This window comes from Nocardioides sp. Z21_20 (assembly GCF_059766585.1).
Genome location: NZ_JCBAJX010000001.1, coordinates 441,385 through 455,947, shown reverse-complemented (window position 1 = coordinate 455,947; position 14,563 = coordinate 441,385). Strand labels below are relative to the sequence as shown.

11 protein-coding genes and 1 tRNA gene are annotated in these 14,563 nt (G+C 71.5%); 5 read left to right on the top strand and 7 right to left on the bottom strand.

The window, feature by feature from the left end; all coding sequences use genetic code 11:
• Positions 1-93: 93 nt before the first annotated feature.
• A complete protein-coding gene (locus AC6EH9_RS02240; RefSeq protein ID WP_498420104.1) occupies positions 94-1,059 on the top strand; it encodes an anti-sigma factor RsbA family regulatory protein in 966 nt (321 codons plus the stop codon).
• Positions 1,060-1,152: 93 nt separating this feature from the next.
• On the opposite strand, the gene AC6EH9_RS02235 is transcribed toward AC6EH9_RS02240, so the two are convergent.
• From AC6EH9_RS02235 to AC6EH9_RS02225, 3 genes are all read right to left on the bottom strand, one after another.
• On the bottom strand, positions 1,153-2,838 hold the full coding sequence (locus AC6EH9_RS02235) for a ribonuclease J (RefSeq protein WP_498420102.1): 1,686 nt from the start codon (positions 2,836-2,838) through the stop codon (positions 1,153-1,155).
• A gap of 75 nt (positions 2,839-2,913) precedes the next feature.
• Complete coding sequence (locus AC6EH9_RS02230) at positions 2,914-4,488, bottom strand: peptide chain release factor 3 (RefSeq protein ID WP_498420100.1); 1,575 nt, start codon at positions 4,486-4,488, stop codon at positions 2,914-2,916.
• Positions 4,489-4,614: 126 nt separating this feature from the next.
• Complete coding sequence (locus AC6EH9_RS02225) at positions 4,615-6,294, bottom strand: ABC1 kinase family protein (protein WP_498420098.1); 1,680 nt, start codon at positions 6,292-6,294, stop codon at positions 4,615-4,617.
• Between the two features lie 184 nt (positions 6,295-6,478).
• On the opposite strand from AC6EH9_RS02225, the gene AC6EH9_RS02220 reads away from it, so the two are divergent.
• Together AC6EH9_RS02220 and AC6EH9_RS02215 are read left to right on the top strand one after the other, a co-directional pair.
• Positions 6,479-8,017, top strand: coding sequence for a sulfatase family protein (locus AC6EH9_RS02220; protein ID WP_498420096.1), 1,539 nt, complete (start codon positions 6,479-6,481; stop codon positions 8,015-8,017).
• Positions 8,014-9,342: an anaerobic sulfatase maturase gene (locus tag AC6EH9_RS02215; protein ID WP_498420094.1), complete on the top strand. Its 1,329-nt coding sequence runs from the start codon at positions 8,014-8,016 to the stop codon at positions 9,340-9,342. Before AC6EH9_RS02220 ends, AC6EH9_RS02215 begins: the two co-directional genes overlap by 4 nt.
• 33 nt (positions 9,343-9,375) lie before the next feature.
• Here AC6EH9_RS02215 and AC6EH9_RS02210 read toward each other — a convergent pair whose 3' ends face one another.
• The 4 genes from AC6EH9_RS02210 to AC6EH9_RS02195 form a co-directional block, all read right to left on the bottom strand.
• Positions 9,376-10,554: a hydroxymethylglutaryl-CoA reductase gene (locus tag AC6EH9_RS02210; RefSeq protein WP_498420092.1), complete on the bottom strand. Its 1,179-nt coding sequence runs from the start codon at positions 10,552-10,554 to the stop codon at positions 9,376-9,378.
• A complete protein-coding gene (locus AC6EH9_RS02205) occupies positions 10,551-12,080 on the bottom strand; it encodes a long-chain-fatty-acid--CoA ligase (protein WP_498420090.1) in 1,530 nt (509 codons plus the stop codon). Before AC6EH9_RS02205 ends, AC6EH9_RS02210 begins: the two co-directional genes overlap by 4 nt.
• Positions 12,081-12,106: 26 nt before the next feature.
• Positions 12,107-12,760, bottom strand: coding sequence for a TetR/AcrR family transcriptional regulator (locus AC6EH9_RS02200; protein ID WP_498420088.1), 654 nt, complete (start codon positions 12,758-12,760; stop codon positions 12,107-12,109).
• A 227-nt stretch (positions 12,761-12,987) separates the two neighbouring features.
• Positions 12,988-13,074, bottom strand: a tRNA-Leu gene (locus tag AC6EH9_RS02195).
• Positions 13,075-13,346: 272 nt separating this feature from the next.
• Between AC6EH9_RS02195 and AC6EH9_RS02190 the strand changes: the two genes are divergently transcribed.
• Both AC6EH9_RS02190 and AC6EH9_RS02185 read left to right on the top strand, forming a co-directional pair.
• Positions 13,347-14,084 carry an FHA domain-containing protein gene (locus AC6EH9_RS02190; RefSeq protein ID WP_498420086.1) on the top strand — a complete coding sequence of 246 codons (738 nt, stop codon included), beginning with the start codon at positions 13,347-13,349 and terminating at the stop codon, positions 14,082-14,084.
• Positions 14,077-14,556, top strand: coding sequence for an FHA domain-containing protein FhaB/FipA (locus tag AC6EH9_RS02185; protein ID WP_498420084.1), 480 nt, complete (start codon positions 14,077-14,079; stop codon positions 14,554-14,556). Before AC6EH9_RS02190 ends, AC6EH9_RS02185 begins: the two co-directional genes overlap by 8 nt.
• Positions 14,557-14,563 lie beyond the last annotated feature (7 nt).

Sequence of the window (14,563 nt, the reverse complement as noted above, 5' to 3'; positions counted from 1 at the left end):
AGATAGTGAGCGCCGGATCTGGGTACGGCGTGGTGCAGGACTCCAGCACAGTCCGTATACGTCGCACACTCAAAGCACGGTTGGGAGCATGCAATGGTCGGTGGCCCTCGGGCGGCACACCCCCCAGCGGCCCCGCGCTTCGTGCACGAGGCGGTCTTCTACGCCGGCGCCGAAGCACAGTCGGCGGCTGTCCTGCCGTTCATCCGCGAGGGGATCGCCCTCGGCGAGCCGGTGCTCGTGGCGTTGCCGCCCGACCGCTGCGAGGTGCTGCGCGAGATGCTCGGCCACGACACCCCCGGCGTGGAGTTCACCGACATGACCGACCTGGGCGCCAATCCGGCCCGGATCATCCCCCGCTGGCGCGAGTTCGTCGAGGACCACCCCGGCCGACTCTGCCGCGGCGTCGGCGAGCCCGCCTGGCCCGGGCGCCGCGACGTGGAGCTGGCCGAGACCGCCTTGCACGAGAGCCTGATCAACCTCGCCTTCGAAGAAGGCAGCCAGGGCGGCCGCCTGCTGTGCCCCTACGACGTGCTCGCCCTGCCCCCGGAGGTGATCGAGGAGGCCCGGCGCAGTCACCCGGGGGTGCACGCGGACACCGACGCGCAGCCGGACGGCTCCCCGGCGCCGTACGCCGGCCCGGAGCACGCCCGCAGGATGTTCGCGCAGCCGCTGCCCCCGGCTCCCGCGGAGAGCGCAGAGGTGCCCATCACCGCCGACGACCTCACCGCACTGCGGCAGCGGGTCCGCGCCGCGGGTGAGCGGGCGCGGCTGCATCGCGACCGGGTCGAGGACCTGGTGCTGGCCGCGCACGAGATGGCCACCAACAGCACCCTGCACGGGGAGGGCCGGGGCCGCCTGCTGTGGTGGGAGGAGCCGGACGCCCTGGTCGTGGAGGTGCGCGACAGCGGACGCATCGACGACCCGCTGGTCGGGCGCAGCTTGGTCGATCCCTACCAGCAGCAGGGCCGCGGCGTGTGGATGGCCAATCAGCTGTGCGACTTCGTCCAGATCCGCTCCGGCGCCGCCGGCACCCAGGTCCGGCTCTGGTCCTGGCGCTGAGCGCCCCACAGCGTCAGCAGCGCCCGCAGACGCCGACGAGCGCCGGGCGGTGTCCGCCCGGCGCTCGCCGTACCTGACGTGTGACCTCGAGGGTCAGGCGTCGATGACGATCGGGATGATCAGCGGGCTGCGGCGGAACTTCTTCTGCGCCCAGCGCCCGACGTCGCGGGCGATCATCTGCTCGAGACGGTGCGCGTCCCCGATGCCCTCGGCAGCGGCGCGCTCCAGGGTCTTCTCCACCACCTGGGTGGCGTCCTTGAACGCGGACTTGTCCGGGATGAAGCCGCGGATCAGGAAGTCGACCTCGTCGGCGAGCTTGCCGGTGTCGGCGTCGACGATCGCGAGCACGGTGACGACACCCTCCTCGGCCAGCGTCCGGCGGTCGCGCAGGTGCACGTCGGTGACCCCGCCGACGGTCTGCGCGTCGACGTAGATGTAGCCGGCCGGGACCTTGCCGGTGATCTTGGCCTTGCCGTCGATCAGGTCGACCACGACGCCGTCCTCGGCGATGACCACCCGGTCCTTGGGGACCCCGGTGGCGACCGCGAGCGCGGCGTTGGCGGTCAGGTGGCGCCACTCGCCGTGGATCGGCATCACGTTGCGCGGCTGGACCAGGTTGTAGCAGTAGACGAGCTCGCCGGCGCTGGCGTGGCCGGAGACGTGCACCTTGGCGTTGCCCTTGTGCACGACGTTGGCGCCCCAGCGGCCGAGGCCGTTGATCAGCCCGGAGATGGCGTTCTCGTTGCCCGGGACCGCCGAGCTCGCCATCAGGATGGTGTCGCCCTCGGCGATGCGGATCTTGTGCTCGCGGTTGGCCATCCGGGCCAGCGCGGCCATCGGCTCACCCTGCGAGCCGGTGCAGATCAGCGCGGTCTTGGTCGGCGACATCCGCTCGAGCTGCTCGAAGGGGACGACCAGGCCCTGCGGCACCTTGAGGTAGCCGAGGTCCTGGGCGACGCCCATGTTGCGCACCATCGAGCGGCCGACGAAGGCGACCTTGCGGCCGTGCGCGTGCGCGGCGTCCAGCACCTGCTGGATGCGGTGCACGTGGCTGGCGAAGCTGGAGACGATGATCCGCTTCGGGGCGGTGCGGAACACGTGCTCGATGGCCGGCGCGAGGTCCTTCTCGGCCATCGTGAAGCCGGGGACCTCGGCGTTCGTCGAGTCGGTCATGAACAGGTCGACTCCCTCGTCGCCGAGCCGCGCGAAGCCGCGCAGGTCGGTGATCCGCTTGTCGAGGGGGAACTGGTCCATCTTGAAGTCGCCGGTGTGCAGCACGGTGCCGGCCGCGGTCCGGATCGCGACGGCCAGGCCATCGGGGATGGAGTGGTTGACCGCGAGGAACTCGCAGTCGAAGGCGCCCAGGTCGAGCCGGTCGCCCTCCTTGACCTCGCGCAGCTCCGGGCGGATCCGGTGCTCCTTGAGCTTCTCCTTGATCAGCGCCAGGGTCAGCCGCGAGCCGATCACCGGGATGTCGGCGCGCTCGCGCAGCAGGTAGGGGACGCCGCCGATGTGGTCCTCGTGGCCGTGGGTGAGCACCAGCCCGACGATGTCGTCGAGGCGGTCACGGATCCAGGTGAAGTCGGGCAGGATCACGTCGACGCCGGGGTGCTCCTCCTCGGGGAAGAGCACGCCGCAGTCGACGATGAGCAGCTTGCCGTCGTGCTCGAAGACGGTCATGTTGCGACCGATCTCGCCGAGGCCGCCGAGGCCGACGATGCGCAGCCCCTTCTTCGGCAGCTGGGGTGGGCTCTGCAGCTCGGGGTGGGGGTGGCTCACAGGCGTACCGCCTTCTTGTCAGTGTCGGGTGTTGTGGTGGTGCCACGAGAGGTACGCCGCGTGGCCGGCGAAGTGTCAGGTGCTGCTTGCGGGCAGCTGGTCGAGCCGTACGTCGGGGTTCTCGCGCGCGATGGTGCGGGCGCGCCACTTGTCGGGGAAGAGCACCAGCAGGGCTCCGTCCGAACGGGTCATGATCTCGATGCCGCGCACCGAGGAGAGGATCTCCGCGCCCTCGGCGTCGGTGACGCGAGCCACCTGGTAGCCGAGCCGCTCGAGGCGGATGGGCGCCTTGAACTCGGCCTCCATCCGGGCCTCGACGACCTCGAACTGCATCGGGCCGACCGCCGCCAGGACCGGGGTCTGGTCACCGCGCAGGTCCGAGCGGAGGACCTGGACGACGCCCTCCTGGTCGAGCTGCTCGATGCCGCGGCGGAACTGCTTGTAGCGGCCGGTGTCCACGGCGCGGGCCGAGGCGAAGTGCTCCGGGGCGAAGCTCGCGATCGGCGGGTACTGCACCGGCTGGCCCTCGAAGATCGTGTCGCCGACCCGCAGGGTGGAGGCGTTGACCAGGCCGATGATGTCACCGGGCCGGGCCACGTCGACCGACTGGCGCTCGCGGCCGAAGACCGCCTGGGCGTACTTCGTGGCGAACGGGCGCCCGGACTGCGCGTGGGTGACGACCATGCCGCGCTCGAAGGTGCCCGAGCAGACCCGGGCGTAGGCGAGCCGGTCGCGGTGCGAGGCGTCCATCCCGGACTGCACCTTGAAGACGTAGGCGCTGAAGTCGTCCTCGACCGCGCGCTGCTCGCCGGTGACCGCGGGAGTGGGCGAGGGCGGCGGCGCCAGCTCGATGAGCACCTCGAGCAGCTGGGCGACACCGAAGTTGGAGAGCGCGGAGGCGAACAGCACCGGCGTGGTCTCCCCGGCCAGGAACCGCTCCTGGTCGTGGTCGGCGCCGTCCGCGGCGAGCAGCTCGTGCTCCTCGACGGCCGCGGACCAGGCCTCGCCCTGGGTCCGCGCGGCCTCCTCGGCGCTGAGGTGCTGCTCGGGCGCGCGGGTCGCCCCGCCCGCCGTACGGGTGTAGTGGATGAACCCGCCGGTACGGCGATCCAGGACGCCGCGGAAGTCGCCGGCGATGCCCACCGGCCAGGTCAGCGGGGTCGGGCGGATCTTGATCTGCTGCTCGATGCTGTCCATCAGCTCGAGCGGGTCCAGTCCGGGGCGGTCCCACTTGTTGATGATGGTGATCACCGGGATGCCGCGGTGCGCGCACACCTGGAAGAGCTTGAGCGTCTGCGGCTCCAGGCCCTTGGCGGCGTCGACCAGCATCACCGCGCAGTCGACCGCGGACAGCACCCGGTAGGTGTCCTCGGAGAAGTCCGCGTGACCGGGAGTGTCGACGAGGTTGACGACGTGGTCGCCGTAGTTGAACTGCAGCGCCGCGGAGCTGATCGAGATGCCGCGGGCCTTCTCCATCTCCATCCAGTCCGACACGGTCGCGCGTCGGCCGGCCTTGCCGTGCACCGCGCCCGCCTGCGAGATGACCTCGGCGTGCAGGGCAAGGGCCTCGGTGAGGGTCGACTTGCCCGCGTCGGGGTGGCTGATCACGGCGAACGTGCGGCGCGGACGATCATCCGTGTGAGCTGACATCACCCCCGACTCTACTGTCGCCGGCCCCCGGATCCGGAATCGCACTCCCGCCCCACCCCCGCCGACCGCTCGCCGGGCCCCCATGGACCCCTGTAACGCGGGGCGGGGCGCGGCGGGGGGGCGGGGTCAGGGGTTGCGGGCGCCGGTTCGGGCCTGGCGGGCGGTACGGGCGATGCGGCGGTCGCTGACCACGATCCACGCCGAGAGCGACACGCCGCCCAGGACGGCCAGCAGGAAGCAGACCATCGCGATCGCCGGGTAGCCGAAGATCTGGGTGTCGCTGGGCACCCGCATCAGCAGGGCCGCCCCCAGCACGGTGGCGGCGATGACGATGCCGAGCACCAGCCGGTTGGCGATCTTCTGCAGCACGGTGAGCAGCCGCTCCTCGTCGAGGGCGTCGACGCGGACCAGGAACTCGCCGTCGGCGAGGGTGTCCAGGATCCGGTTGGCGCGGCGCGGCAGCTGGGTGGTGAACTCCTTGGCCTCCAGCGCCGCCGTCAGGATCCCCCCGGCGGAGGACTTCAGGCCGCTGGTGAGCACACCGCTGACGTGGGTGCGGACCACCTCGGTCGGGTCGAACGACGGGTCGAGGTGCATCGTGGACTGGTCGAGGTTGAGCAGGGTCTTGCCGATCATCGACATCTCCGCGGGCGGGCGCAGCCCGTGCGTGCCCGAGAGCCGGGTCAGCTCCATCACCACGGTGCCCAGCTGGAGGTCGGCGCCCGCGGACATCGCCCGGGACACCAGGTGCGCCACGTCGTCGCGGAACGCGGCCGCGTCCCAGCCCTCCAGGGGGTGGCCCAGCTCGGCCAGGATCAGCGCGACCTCCTCGCCGTTGCCGTCGCTGATCGCCAGCAGCATCTTCACCACCCGCTCCTGCAGCCGCGGCGGCACCGTGGCGACCATGCCGAGGTCGAGCAGCGCCAGCCGGCCGTCGTCGGTGAGCATCAGGTTGCCCGGGTGCGGATCGGCGTGCAGGAACCCCTCGTCGAGGATCATCCGCAGGTAGGCGCCGAACAGCTGGTCGGCGATCTGGGTGGTGTCGTAGTCGAGCAGCCCGAGCGGGCCGACGTCGGTGATCTTGGAGCCGTCGATGCGCGACATCGTCAGCACCCGCGAGGTCGAGTGGTCCAGCACCGGCTCGGGTACGACGAGCAGGTCGTAGCCGCTGGTCAGCTCCCCGATCCGGATCAGGTTGCGCGCCTCGCGCCGGTAGTCCAGCTCGTCGGCCAGCGCCCGCTGGAACTGGCGCAGCAGCTGGGAGAACCCGTAGCGCCGCCCGATCTGGGTGCGGGCGTCGGCCAGCGCGGCGAGCTTGGTGAGCACTCCCATGTCCTCGCTGATCAGCTCGCGTACCCCCGGCCGCTGCACCTTCACCACCACCTCGCGACCCGAGGGCAGCGTGGCCCGATGCACCTGCCCCAGCGACGCGGCCGCCAGCGGAGTCTCCTCGAAGTCGGCGAAGAGATGGCGCAACGCGACCCCGAACTCCGCCTCGATGATCTCGCGCACCCGCTCGAAGGCGAACGGCTCGACGGTGTCCTGCAGCCGGGTCAGCGCCTGGGTGTACGCCGGCGGCAACAGGTCGAAGCGCGTGGAGAGCAACTGACCGAGCTTCACGTACGTCGGCCCCATCGCCTCCAGGTCGGCGACGAACCGCTCCGCCTGGTCGCTGTCCCCCTCCGCCACGTCGTCGTCGACGCGGTACTGGTCGAGTCCCGACCCCGAGAGCAGATCCGAGCGGCCGTGGCGCATCAGCAGCCGGGCCAGAGCCGCGTAGCGGAAAGTCGAGGAGCGAGTGGTCATGAGCCCCACCGTGCCCAGTTGACGGCAGATCTACCCCACCCTGTCCGGGCACTCTCCCACCCGCATGTGAGACAGATCACATCCAGGGCGATCCGTCGTACGCCCGAAAGCCCACGCGCGGGAGCCCGAACACGTTGAGTGGGCCGCGCATCGACGCCGTCCGACCACGACCCGAGGCAGTTCCGTGACGCCCCTCCCCTCCCGACAGCTCGCCCTCGCGACGCTCGCCACGATCGGCGCGCTGACCCTCGCGGGGCTGCAGCCGCCCGAGTCGCAGGCGGCCGACTCCGCGGCCCTCCGGGCCCCCGGGGCGGCGACGTCGATGTCCATGTCGCTGTCGGCGCCCACGTCGGGGTCCCCGTCCGCGCGCGTCGGCCGGGCGAAGCGTCCCAACGTGCTGGTCCTCACCGCCGACGACGCCACCGTCTCCGACCTGGAGCACATGCCCCGGGTACGCCGGCTGCTGATGGCCCAGGGCACCACGATGACCGAGGCGATCGCACCCACGCCGATCTGCGTGCCCTCGCGAGCCTCGATGCTCACCGGTCAGTACGCGCACAACCACGGCGCGCGGGGCATCGTGGGGCGCCACGGCGGGCTCACCGCGATGCGCGACACCAACACGCTGCCGGTCTGGCTGCGCCGCGCCGGCTACGACTCGATCTTCGCCGGGAAGTACCTCAACGGCTACGGGCCGAAGAACCCGCGCTACGTCCCGCCGGGCTGGCACGACTGGTACGGCGCCCTCGACCCGAGCACGTACCGGTTGTTCAACACCCGCTACAACCGCAACGGCCGGCTGGCGACGCGCCGTACCCACAACTCCGACGTCCTGGCCACCTTCACCACCGAGACGATCACCCGGCGCGCCAAGATGGCCAAGCCCTGGTTCGCCTGGATCAACTTCGTGGCCCCCCACAACGGCGGCGGCGACACCTCCGGTGCATCAGAGGGGATGCGGACCACCACCCCCGCCACCCGACACCTGCACAGCTTCCGCGACCACTCGCTGCCGACGCACCCGGAGATGCTGGTCGCCGGCCAGTCGCCCTGGAGCGGGACCGCGTCGGTGCTGAGGAACCCCGCCGGGGTGCGGACGGTCTATCAGCGCCGCCTCGAGGCGCTGCAGTCGGTGGACGAGGCGGTCGGCAAGGCCGTGGCCCGACTGCGCCGCACCGGCCAGCTCGCCCGCACCTACGTCGTGTTCACCTCCGACAACGGCTACCTGGTCGGGCACCACAACCGGGTCGGCAAGCTGCTCCCCTTCGACCGGTCCCTGCGCATCCCCCTGGTGGTGCGCGGTCCGGGGATCCCGGCCGGGCGCGAGCTCGCCACCCCGACCACGGTCCCCGACCTCGCGGTCACCATCGCGGCGATCGCCGGTGCCACGCCCCCGCGCAGCGTCGACGGCGTCGACATGCTGTCGTTCTGGCGCTCGGGCACGACCTACGACCGGATCGTCCCGATCGAGGCCTACCCGGTCCGCGACGCCGACCATCGCCTCTACACCGGCATCCGCCGCGGGCAGTACACCTACGTGTCCACCCCGGCGGCCGGGGAGGTCCTCTTCGACCGGGCCAGCGACCCCGGGGAGCTGTACAACGTCGCCGGCGACGAGAGCTACGCGAGCGTACTGACGCAGATGCGCGAGTGGGACAGCCGCTACCGCGACTGCTCGGGCGCCTCCTGCCCGGGTCCGGAGACCTTCGCGGCCCGGCGGTGAGCGCCCCGCACGCGGCGACGCCCGGCTTCCATGTGATGGCGAAGCCGACCGGCGCGCTGTGCAACCTCGACTGCAGCTACTGCTTCTTCCTGACCAAGGAGCAGCTCTACCCCGGCGCCGCGCCGGTGATGACGCCCGCGGTCCAGGAGACCTACGTCCGCCAGCTGCTCGAGTCGCAGCGCGAGCTGGCCGAGGTGACGATCGCGTTCCAGGGCGGCGAGCCCACGATGGCGGGGCTGGACTTCTACCGGCGCGGCGTCGAGCTCGCCGCGACGTACGCCGCACCCGGGCAGCGGGTGGTGTTCGCGATCCAGACCAACGCGACCCTGCTCGACGACGAGTGGGGGGCCTTCCTCGCCGCGCACGACTTCCTGGTGGGCGTCTCCATCGACGGACCGCGCGAGCTGCACGACGCCTACCGGGTGGACAAGGGCGGCAAGCCGACCTTCGACCGGGTGATGGCCGGCCTGGAGGTGCTGCGCCGGCACGGGGTGGAGTGGAACGCGCTGACCACGGTGCACGCCGCGAACGCCGCGCACGGCCTGGCCGTGTACCGGTTCCTGCGCGACGTGTGCGGCGCACGGCACCTGCAGTTCATCCCGATCGTGGAGCGGGCCGGCGCCGACACCCTGCCCCTGCTGGAGCTGGGACGCGAGCTGCCGTTGCGCGACCGGCCGCTGTACACGCAGAGCGGAAGCCTGACCAGCAGCCGCTCGGTGTCCGGCGAGGCGTACGGCCAGTTCCTGGTCGAGGTCTTCGAGGAGTGGGTGCGCCACGACATCGCGACGGTGTTCGTGCAGGACTTCGACAGCGCGCTCGCCCGGCAGGTGGGCCAGGGCCAGCTGGGGATGTGCATCCACGCCGAGGACTGCGGGCGGCAGGTGGCGCTGGAGCCCAACGGCGACGTGTACTCCTGCGACCACTTCGTCGAGCCCGACCACCTGCTGGGCAACATCGCCCGCACTCCGCTCGCCGGGTCGGTGTTCTCGGAGCAGCAGATCGCCTTCGGCGCCGCCAAGTCCGCCACCCTGCCCGACGCGTGCCGGACCTGCCCGTTCCTCGACGCCTGCAACGGCGGATGCCCCAAGGACCGGTTCGTGCCGGCCCCGACCGGGGCGCCGCAGAACCACCTGTGCGCCGGCTACCTCCGCTTCTTCGGCCACGTCGCCGACCCGGTGCGCCGGATGGGTCGGCTCCTCGGCGAGCAGCAGCCGGTCACCGCGCTGATGGCCGAGGCGGCCGCCGCGGATGCCCGCCGCGGCCGCAACGACCCGTGCCCCTGCGGCAGCACCCGCAAGTGGAAGCGGTGCCACGGCAGCCGCTGACCCGCTCCCCTGTGGCGGGTCAGCGGTGGCGGCTCAGCGGTTGCGCCCCATCCGGTCATGGCTGCTGACCCAGTCCCCGGCGAGCACCGCGCAGGACAGCGAGACGTCGCCGGCCAGCACCACCGCGGCGCAGATCTCGGCCAGCTTGCGCACCTTGCCGGCGCCGTAGCAGCCGAGCATCTCCAGCCCCTCGCGCTGGGTGGCCAGCCCGGTGCCCCCGCCGTACGTCGCCACGATCAGCGCCGGGAGCGTGATCGACCAGTAGTAGGTGTCGTCGTCGAGGAGCTGGGTGTAGACGATGCCGGCGTGGGACTCCGCCACGTTGGCGACGTCCTGGCCGGTGGCGATGAACAGCGCGGTCAGCCCGTTGGCGGCGTGGGCGCCGTTGTTCGCGGCCCCGGACAGGAGCGCGCCGGTCTGGCTGATCTGGCGGGCCCGGAACAGGGTCCGCGGGTCGACGCCCATCTGCTCGCGCAGCAGGTGGCCGGGGATCCGCGCCTCGGCCACCACCCGCTTGCCGCGGGTGCGCATCAGGTTCATCTGCGAGTGCTTCTTGTCGGTGTCGATCTGTCCCGAGAGGATGAACTCCGGGTGGCCGGGGTGCTGGTCGCGGATCCACTCGCAGGCCGCCAGGGTGGCCTTGCCGGTGAGGTTCTGCCCGGCGGCGTCGCCGGTGGAGTAGTTGAAGCGCAGGTAGCGCAGCGGCCCGACCGAGTACTGCTCGATGTCCAGCAGCCGGCCCGTGCGCGTGGTCGCCTCGGCGGCGGCCACGATCTGGGGGTGGTGCTCGACGATCCACTCCCCCAGCTCGCGGGCCTGGAGCGCGTCGTCGAGCACGAACACCGGGGCCCGCTGCATCCGGTCGTCGACCACGGTCGCGCGCACGCCCCCGGCCGCGCTCAGCAGCCGCATCCCGCGGTTGTAGCTGGCCACCAGCGTGCCCTCGGTGGTGGCCAGCGGCACGTAGAAGTCGCCCTCGGCATGCTCGCCGTGGACCCGCAGCGGACCGGCCACCCCGATCGGCACCTGCGCGACGCCGGTGAAGTTCTCGACGTTGCCCGGCAGCGTCGCCGGGTCCAGGGAGAACCTCCCGACGTGGTCGAGCCGGGCGCCGGTGGCCTCCTCGACGAAGGCCCGCCGCACGGCCGCCTGCTCGGCGGTGTGGTCGTCGCTGGGGTGGCGGGGGACCTGGGTGGCCAGGGTGTCGCTCATGACGAGCCGCGCAGTGCGGTCTTGAGGATCTTGCCGGTCGGCCCGTGTTCCATCTCGGCGCGGAACTCGACCGAGCGGGGGTACTTGTAGGCGGCCATCCGCTCGCGCACGTGGTCGATGATCTCCTGCTCGGTGAGCTGGACGCCCGGGTGCGGGGTGATGAACGCCTTGACCTCCTCGCCGAGCCGCGCGTCGGGTACGCCGATGACGGCGGCCTCCAGGACGCCGGGGTGGGTGTAGAGCACCTCCTCGATCTCCCGCGGATAGACGTTGTAGCCGCCGCGGATGATCAGGTCCTTCTTGCGGTCGACGATGAACACGTAGCCGTCCTTGTCGAGGTAGCCGATGTCCCCGGTGCGGAACCAGCCCTCGGTGAACGCCTCGGCGGTCGCCTCCGGGTCGTTGTAGTAGCCCTTCATGGCGTTGACGCCGCGGGCCACGATCTCGCCGGCGTTCTCCGCCCCCGGGGGCAGCGGCTGGTCCTCGGCGTCCCGGATCTCCACGTCGACCCCCCAGATCGGCTTGCCGACGCTGTAGATCCGCCGGTCGTCGACGCCGATGTTGAACGTCGTGGTGGACGCGGTCTCGGTGAGGCCGTAGCCCTCCAGGATGTAGATCCCGAACCGCGACTCGAACGCGTCGAGCACCTCCGCCGGCAGCGAGGCGCCACCGGAGATGCCCACCCGCAGGCTGGCCAGGTCCTCGTCGCGCACGCCCGGCTGGTGCAGCAGCGCCAGGTACATGGTCGGCACGCCGACGAACACGGTGGCCTGGTCCCGCTTGATCGCCTCGACCACCTTGTCCGGCTCGAACCGCGTCACCAGCGTCATCGACGCACCGAAGCGCACCGAGACGTTGAGCTGGCTGGACAGTCCGAACACGTGGAACAGCGGCAGCACGACCAGGCTGACGTCGTCGGAGCGCAGGCCGAAGATGCGCCCGGGGGTGTCGGCGTTCATCAGCAGCTGGAAGTGGGTGAGCTCGGCGCCCTTGGGGGTGCCCGTCGTGCCGGAGGTGTAGACGATGACCGCGGTCTCGTCGGGGTCGCACTGCACGTACGGCGCGGGCGTCGAGGGGTCGGCGGCGAACAGCGCCTCGTAGGGCATTCCCACCCCGCCGGCGGGCAGGCCCGGCGTCTCGACGACGTACATCCTCTGCAGGCCCACGGCGTCGCTGGCCTTCGCCCCCTCGGCCGCCACCCCGGACCAGACGATGAAGCCGACGGCGTCGCTGTTCCCGAGCTGGTAGGCGACCTCCGGCGCCTTGAGCAGCACGTTCATCGGCACCGCGACGCAGCCCGCCTTGAGGATCGCGAAGTAGGAGATGACGAACTGGGGAAGGTTGGGCAGCTGCATCCCGATCTTGTCGCCGCGGCCGAATCCGGCCTCACGCAGCCCGCGCGCCATCTGGTCGGAGAGGTCGTCGAGCTCGGCGTAGGTGATCCGGCCGCCGTCGAAGACGAGCACGGCCTTGTCGGGATAGGTCTTCGCGGACTCGCGCAGGATGGTGGCGAGGTTGAGTGTCATGACTGCTCCTGAGAGGACTGGACGCCCTAAGCGGCATCCGAGGGGTGGAGAGCGTCAGTGAGCAGGGCGCTGACACTCAGGTGCATGACCTTGCGGGCGCGCACGACGCCCAGGCCGAGGTGCTGGCGCAGCACGTTCCAGCTGCCCCAGGTGGTGGAGACGGCCAGCGCGTGGACGAGCTCCTGGTGATCGCGGCCGCCCGCGGCGGCCTGTTCGAGCTCGCCCGCGAAGAGCGTCTCGATCTCGTGGGCCACGCCCCGGACGTGCTGGGCGCGGTAACGCTGGAGCATGGGCGAGACGGGCTCGCGCAGCTGTGAGGCGCCGGCGTACGGCGAGAGCTGCTCGAGCAGGCGTGCCCGCTGCTTGCAGAACTTGTCGATGCGCTGGTCCAGGGCCAGCTCGGGGGGAATCGGGTGGTGCGCGGCCCGCTGGGCCTCGAGCACGGTCTGCGCGGTGGCCTGGAACAGGCTGTCCATGTCGGCGAAGTGGATCCACAGGGTGCGCACCGACACCCCGCAGCGCTCCGCGATCTGCTGGGCCGTCGGCCGCAACTGCCCCTCGTCGAGCATCGCGAGATGCGCAGCCACGATCGCGGCGCGCGTGCGCCGGCTTCGCTCGGCGCGCCCGTCCACCGCCTGGGCCGCGCCCTCTGCCGGGTGCGGATCGGCCACCTTCGCCATCTCCACCCCCTCCGCCGCCGACCGGTCCACCACGGACCGTCCTGCTCATCGTCTCGCCGGGGTGGCGTCCTCGCTACGACGAAAGTCCCTACTCATTGCACTCGCAGTGCAATAACGTCGAGGGCTGCCCGGAGGGCGGGTGGCGCGTTGTGTGATGCGACGACACGAGGCCGGGACCCCCATCTCTGGGTGTCCCGGCCTCGGGTTTCGGGGATGTACCCCGGTGGTGGTGCGCGAGGGGGGAGTTGAACCCCCACGTCCTTTCGGACACACGGACCTGAACCGTGCGCGTCTGCCTATTCCGCCACTCGCGCTTGAAGCATCCGAAGGTTATCCCAGCCTCACCGACATGGCCAAACCCGCCCCCCATCGGCTCCGAACCGGCTCGGCTCCGGGAGCGAGCGGGGCCGCGGTGAAGGCGTCCGGCGGGCCGGGTAGCCCGCGCGCGCCGCCGACCTCGCTACCATCGTCGGAGTCCCGGCGACCCGGGGCGCTTCGTCCTGCGTCTGACGCACCGCCAAAGTGGGTATGACGGGGCAGCACCACCCGGCACCCGCCGGACGCAGACGACGAGAGGAGGCGGACGGTGAGCAAGCTCCAGGACTTCGAGAACAAGCTGGAGCAGATGATCTCCGGCGTCTTCGCCCGGGCCTTCCGCAGCGCGGTGCAGCCGGTGGAGATCTCGGCGGCCCTGCAGCGCGAGGTGGACAACAACGCCCAGATCCTCAGTCGCGACCGGCGCCTGGCGCCCAACGACTTCCACGTCGAGCTCTCCGCGACCGACCTCGAGCGGCTCGCGCCGTACGACACCACGATGGCCGAGGAGCTCACCAGCAGCCTGCGTGAGCACGCCGAGCAGCAGGGCTATGTCTTCCCCGGGCCGGTCTCGATCGGGTTCGAGGCGGCCGAGGACCTCACCACCGGCCGGTTCCGCATCCGCAGCCGCGCCCAGGCCAAGGTGACGAGCAACCCGGCCGCCCCGGCCCGCGGCGGCGCCGTACGACGCGCCCGGGCGGTGCTGGAGATCAACGGGACCCGACACCCGATCCCCTCGCCGGGGGCCGTGGTGGGCCGCGGCACCGACGCCGACATCCGGATCAACGACCCCGGGGTCAGCCGGCGCCACATCGAGTTCCGCGTCGGCGAGAGCCGCGGCGGCGTGCCGCAGGTCGCCGTGCGCGACCTCGGCTCGACCAACGGCATGCTCGTCGACGGCACCAAGGTCGCCCAATCCCCCCTCGACGACGGGTCGCGCGTGAAGATCGGCAACACCACCATGACCGTCCGCTTCGTGAGCGAGCCCGGGGAGGCCGGCGGTGTCTGAGGTCACCCTTTTCCTGGTCCGCATCGCCTACCTCGCGATCCTGTGGATCTTCGTGATCTCCGCGGTCTCGGTGATCCGCTCCGACATGTTCGGCGCCCGGGTCCCGCAGGCCGACCGGGCCGCGGACCGCGCGGCGCGCAAGTCCCAGAAGGCCGCCAAGCCGCCGAGCCGCAAGCGCGGCGCGCCGACCCACGTCCTCGTGGTCGAGGGCGCCAACGCCGGTGAGCGCGCCGACCTCGACCAGGCTCCGGTGCTGATCGGACGCGGCAGCGACGCCGCCATCCGTCTCGACGACGACTACGTCTCCACCCGCCACGCCCGGATCGCCGCCTCGGGCGACCAGTGGTTCGTGGAGGACCTCGGGTCGACCAACGGGACCTACATCGGCAGCGCCCGCATCACCCAGCCCACGACGCTGAATCTCGGGACCCAGGTCCGGATCGGCAAGACGATCCTCGAGCTGCGCAAGTAAGGCGACG

Bases quoted from the DNA above. Each gene is read 5' to 3' on its own strand.
- AC6EH9_RS02210 (WP_498420092.1), bottom strand. From the start codon at position 10,554: ATGAGCGACACCCTGGCCACCCAGGTCCCCCGCCACCCCAGCGACGAC.
- AC6EH9_RS02225 (WP_498420098.1), bottom strand. From the start codon at position 6,294: ATGACCACTCGCTCCTCGACTTTCCGCTACGCGGCTCTGGCCCGGCTG.
- AC6EH9_RS02230 (WP_498420100.1), bottom strand. From the start codon at position 4,488: ATGTCAGCTCACACGGATGATCGTCCGCGCCGCACGTTCGCCGTGATC.
- AC6EH9_RS02205 (WP_498420090.1), bottom strand. From the start codon at position 12,080: ATGACACTCAACCTCGCCACCATCCTGCGCGAGTCCGCGAAGACCTAT.
- AC6EH9_RS02240 (WP_498420104.1), top strand. From the start codon at position 94: ATGGTCGGTGGCCCTCGGGCGGCACACCCCCCAGCGGCCCCGCGCTTC.
- AC6EH9_RS02200 (WP_498420088.1), bottom strand. From the start codon at position 12,760: ATGGCGAAGGTGGCCGATCCGCACCCGGCAGAGGGCGCGGCCCAGGCG.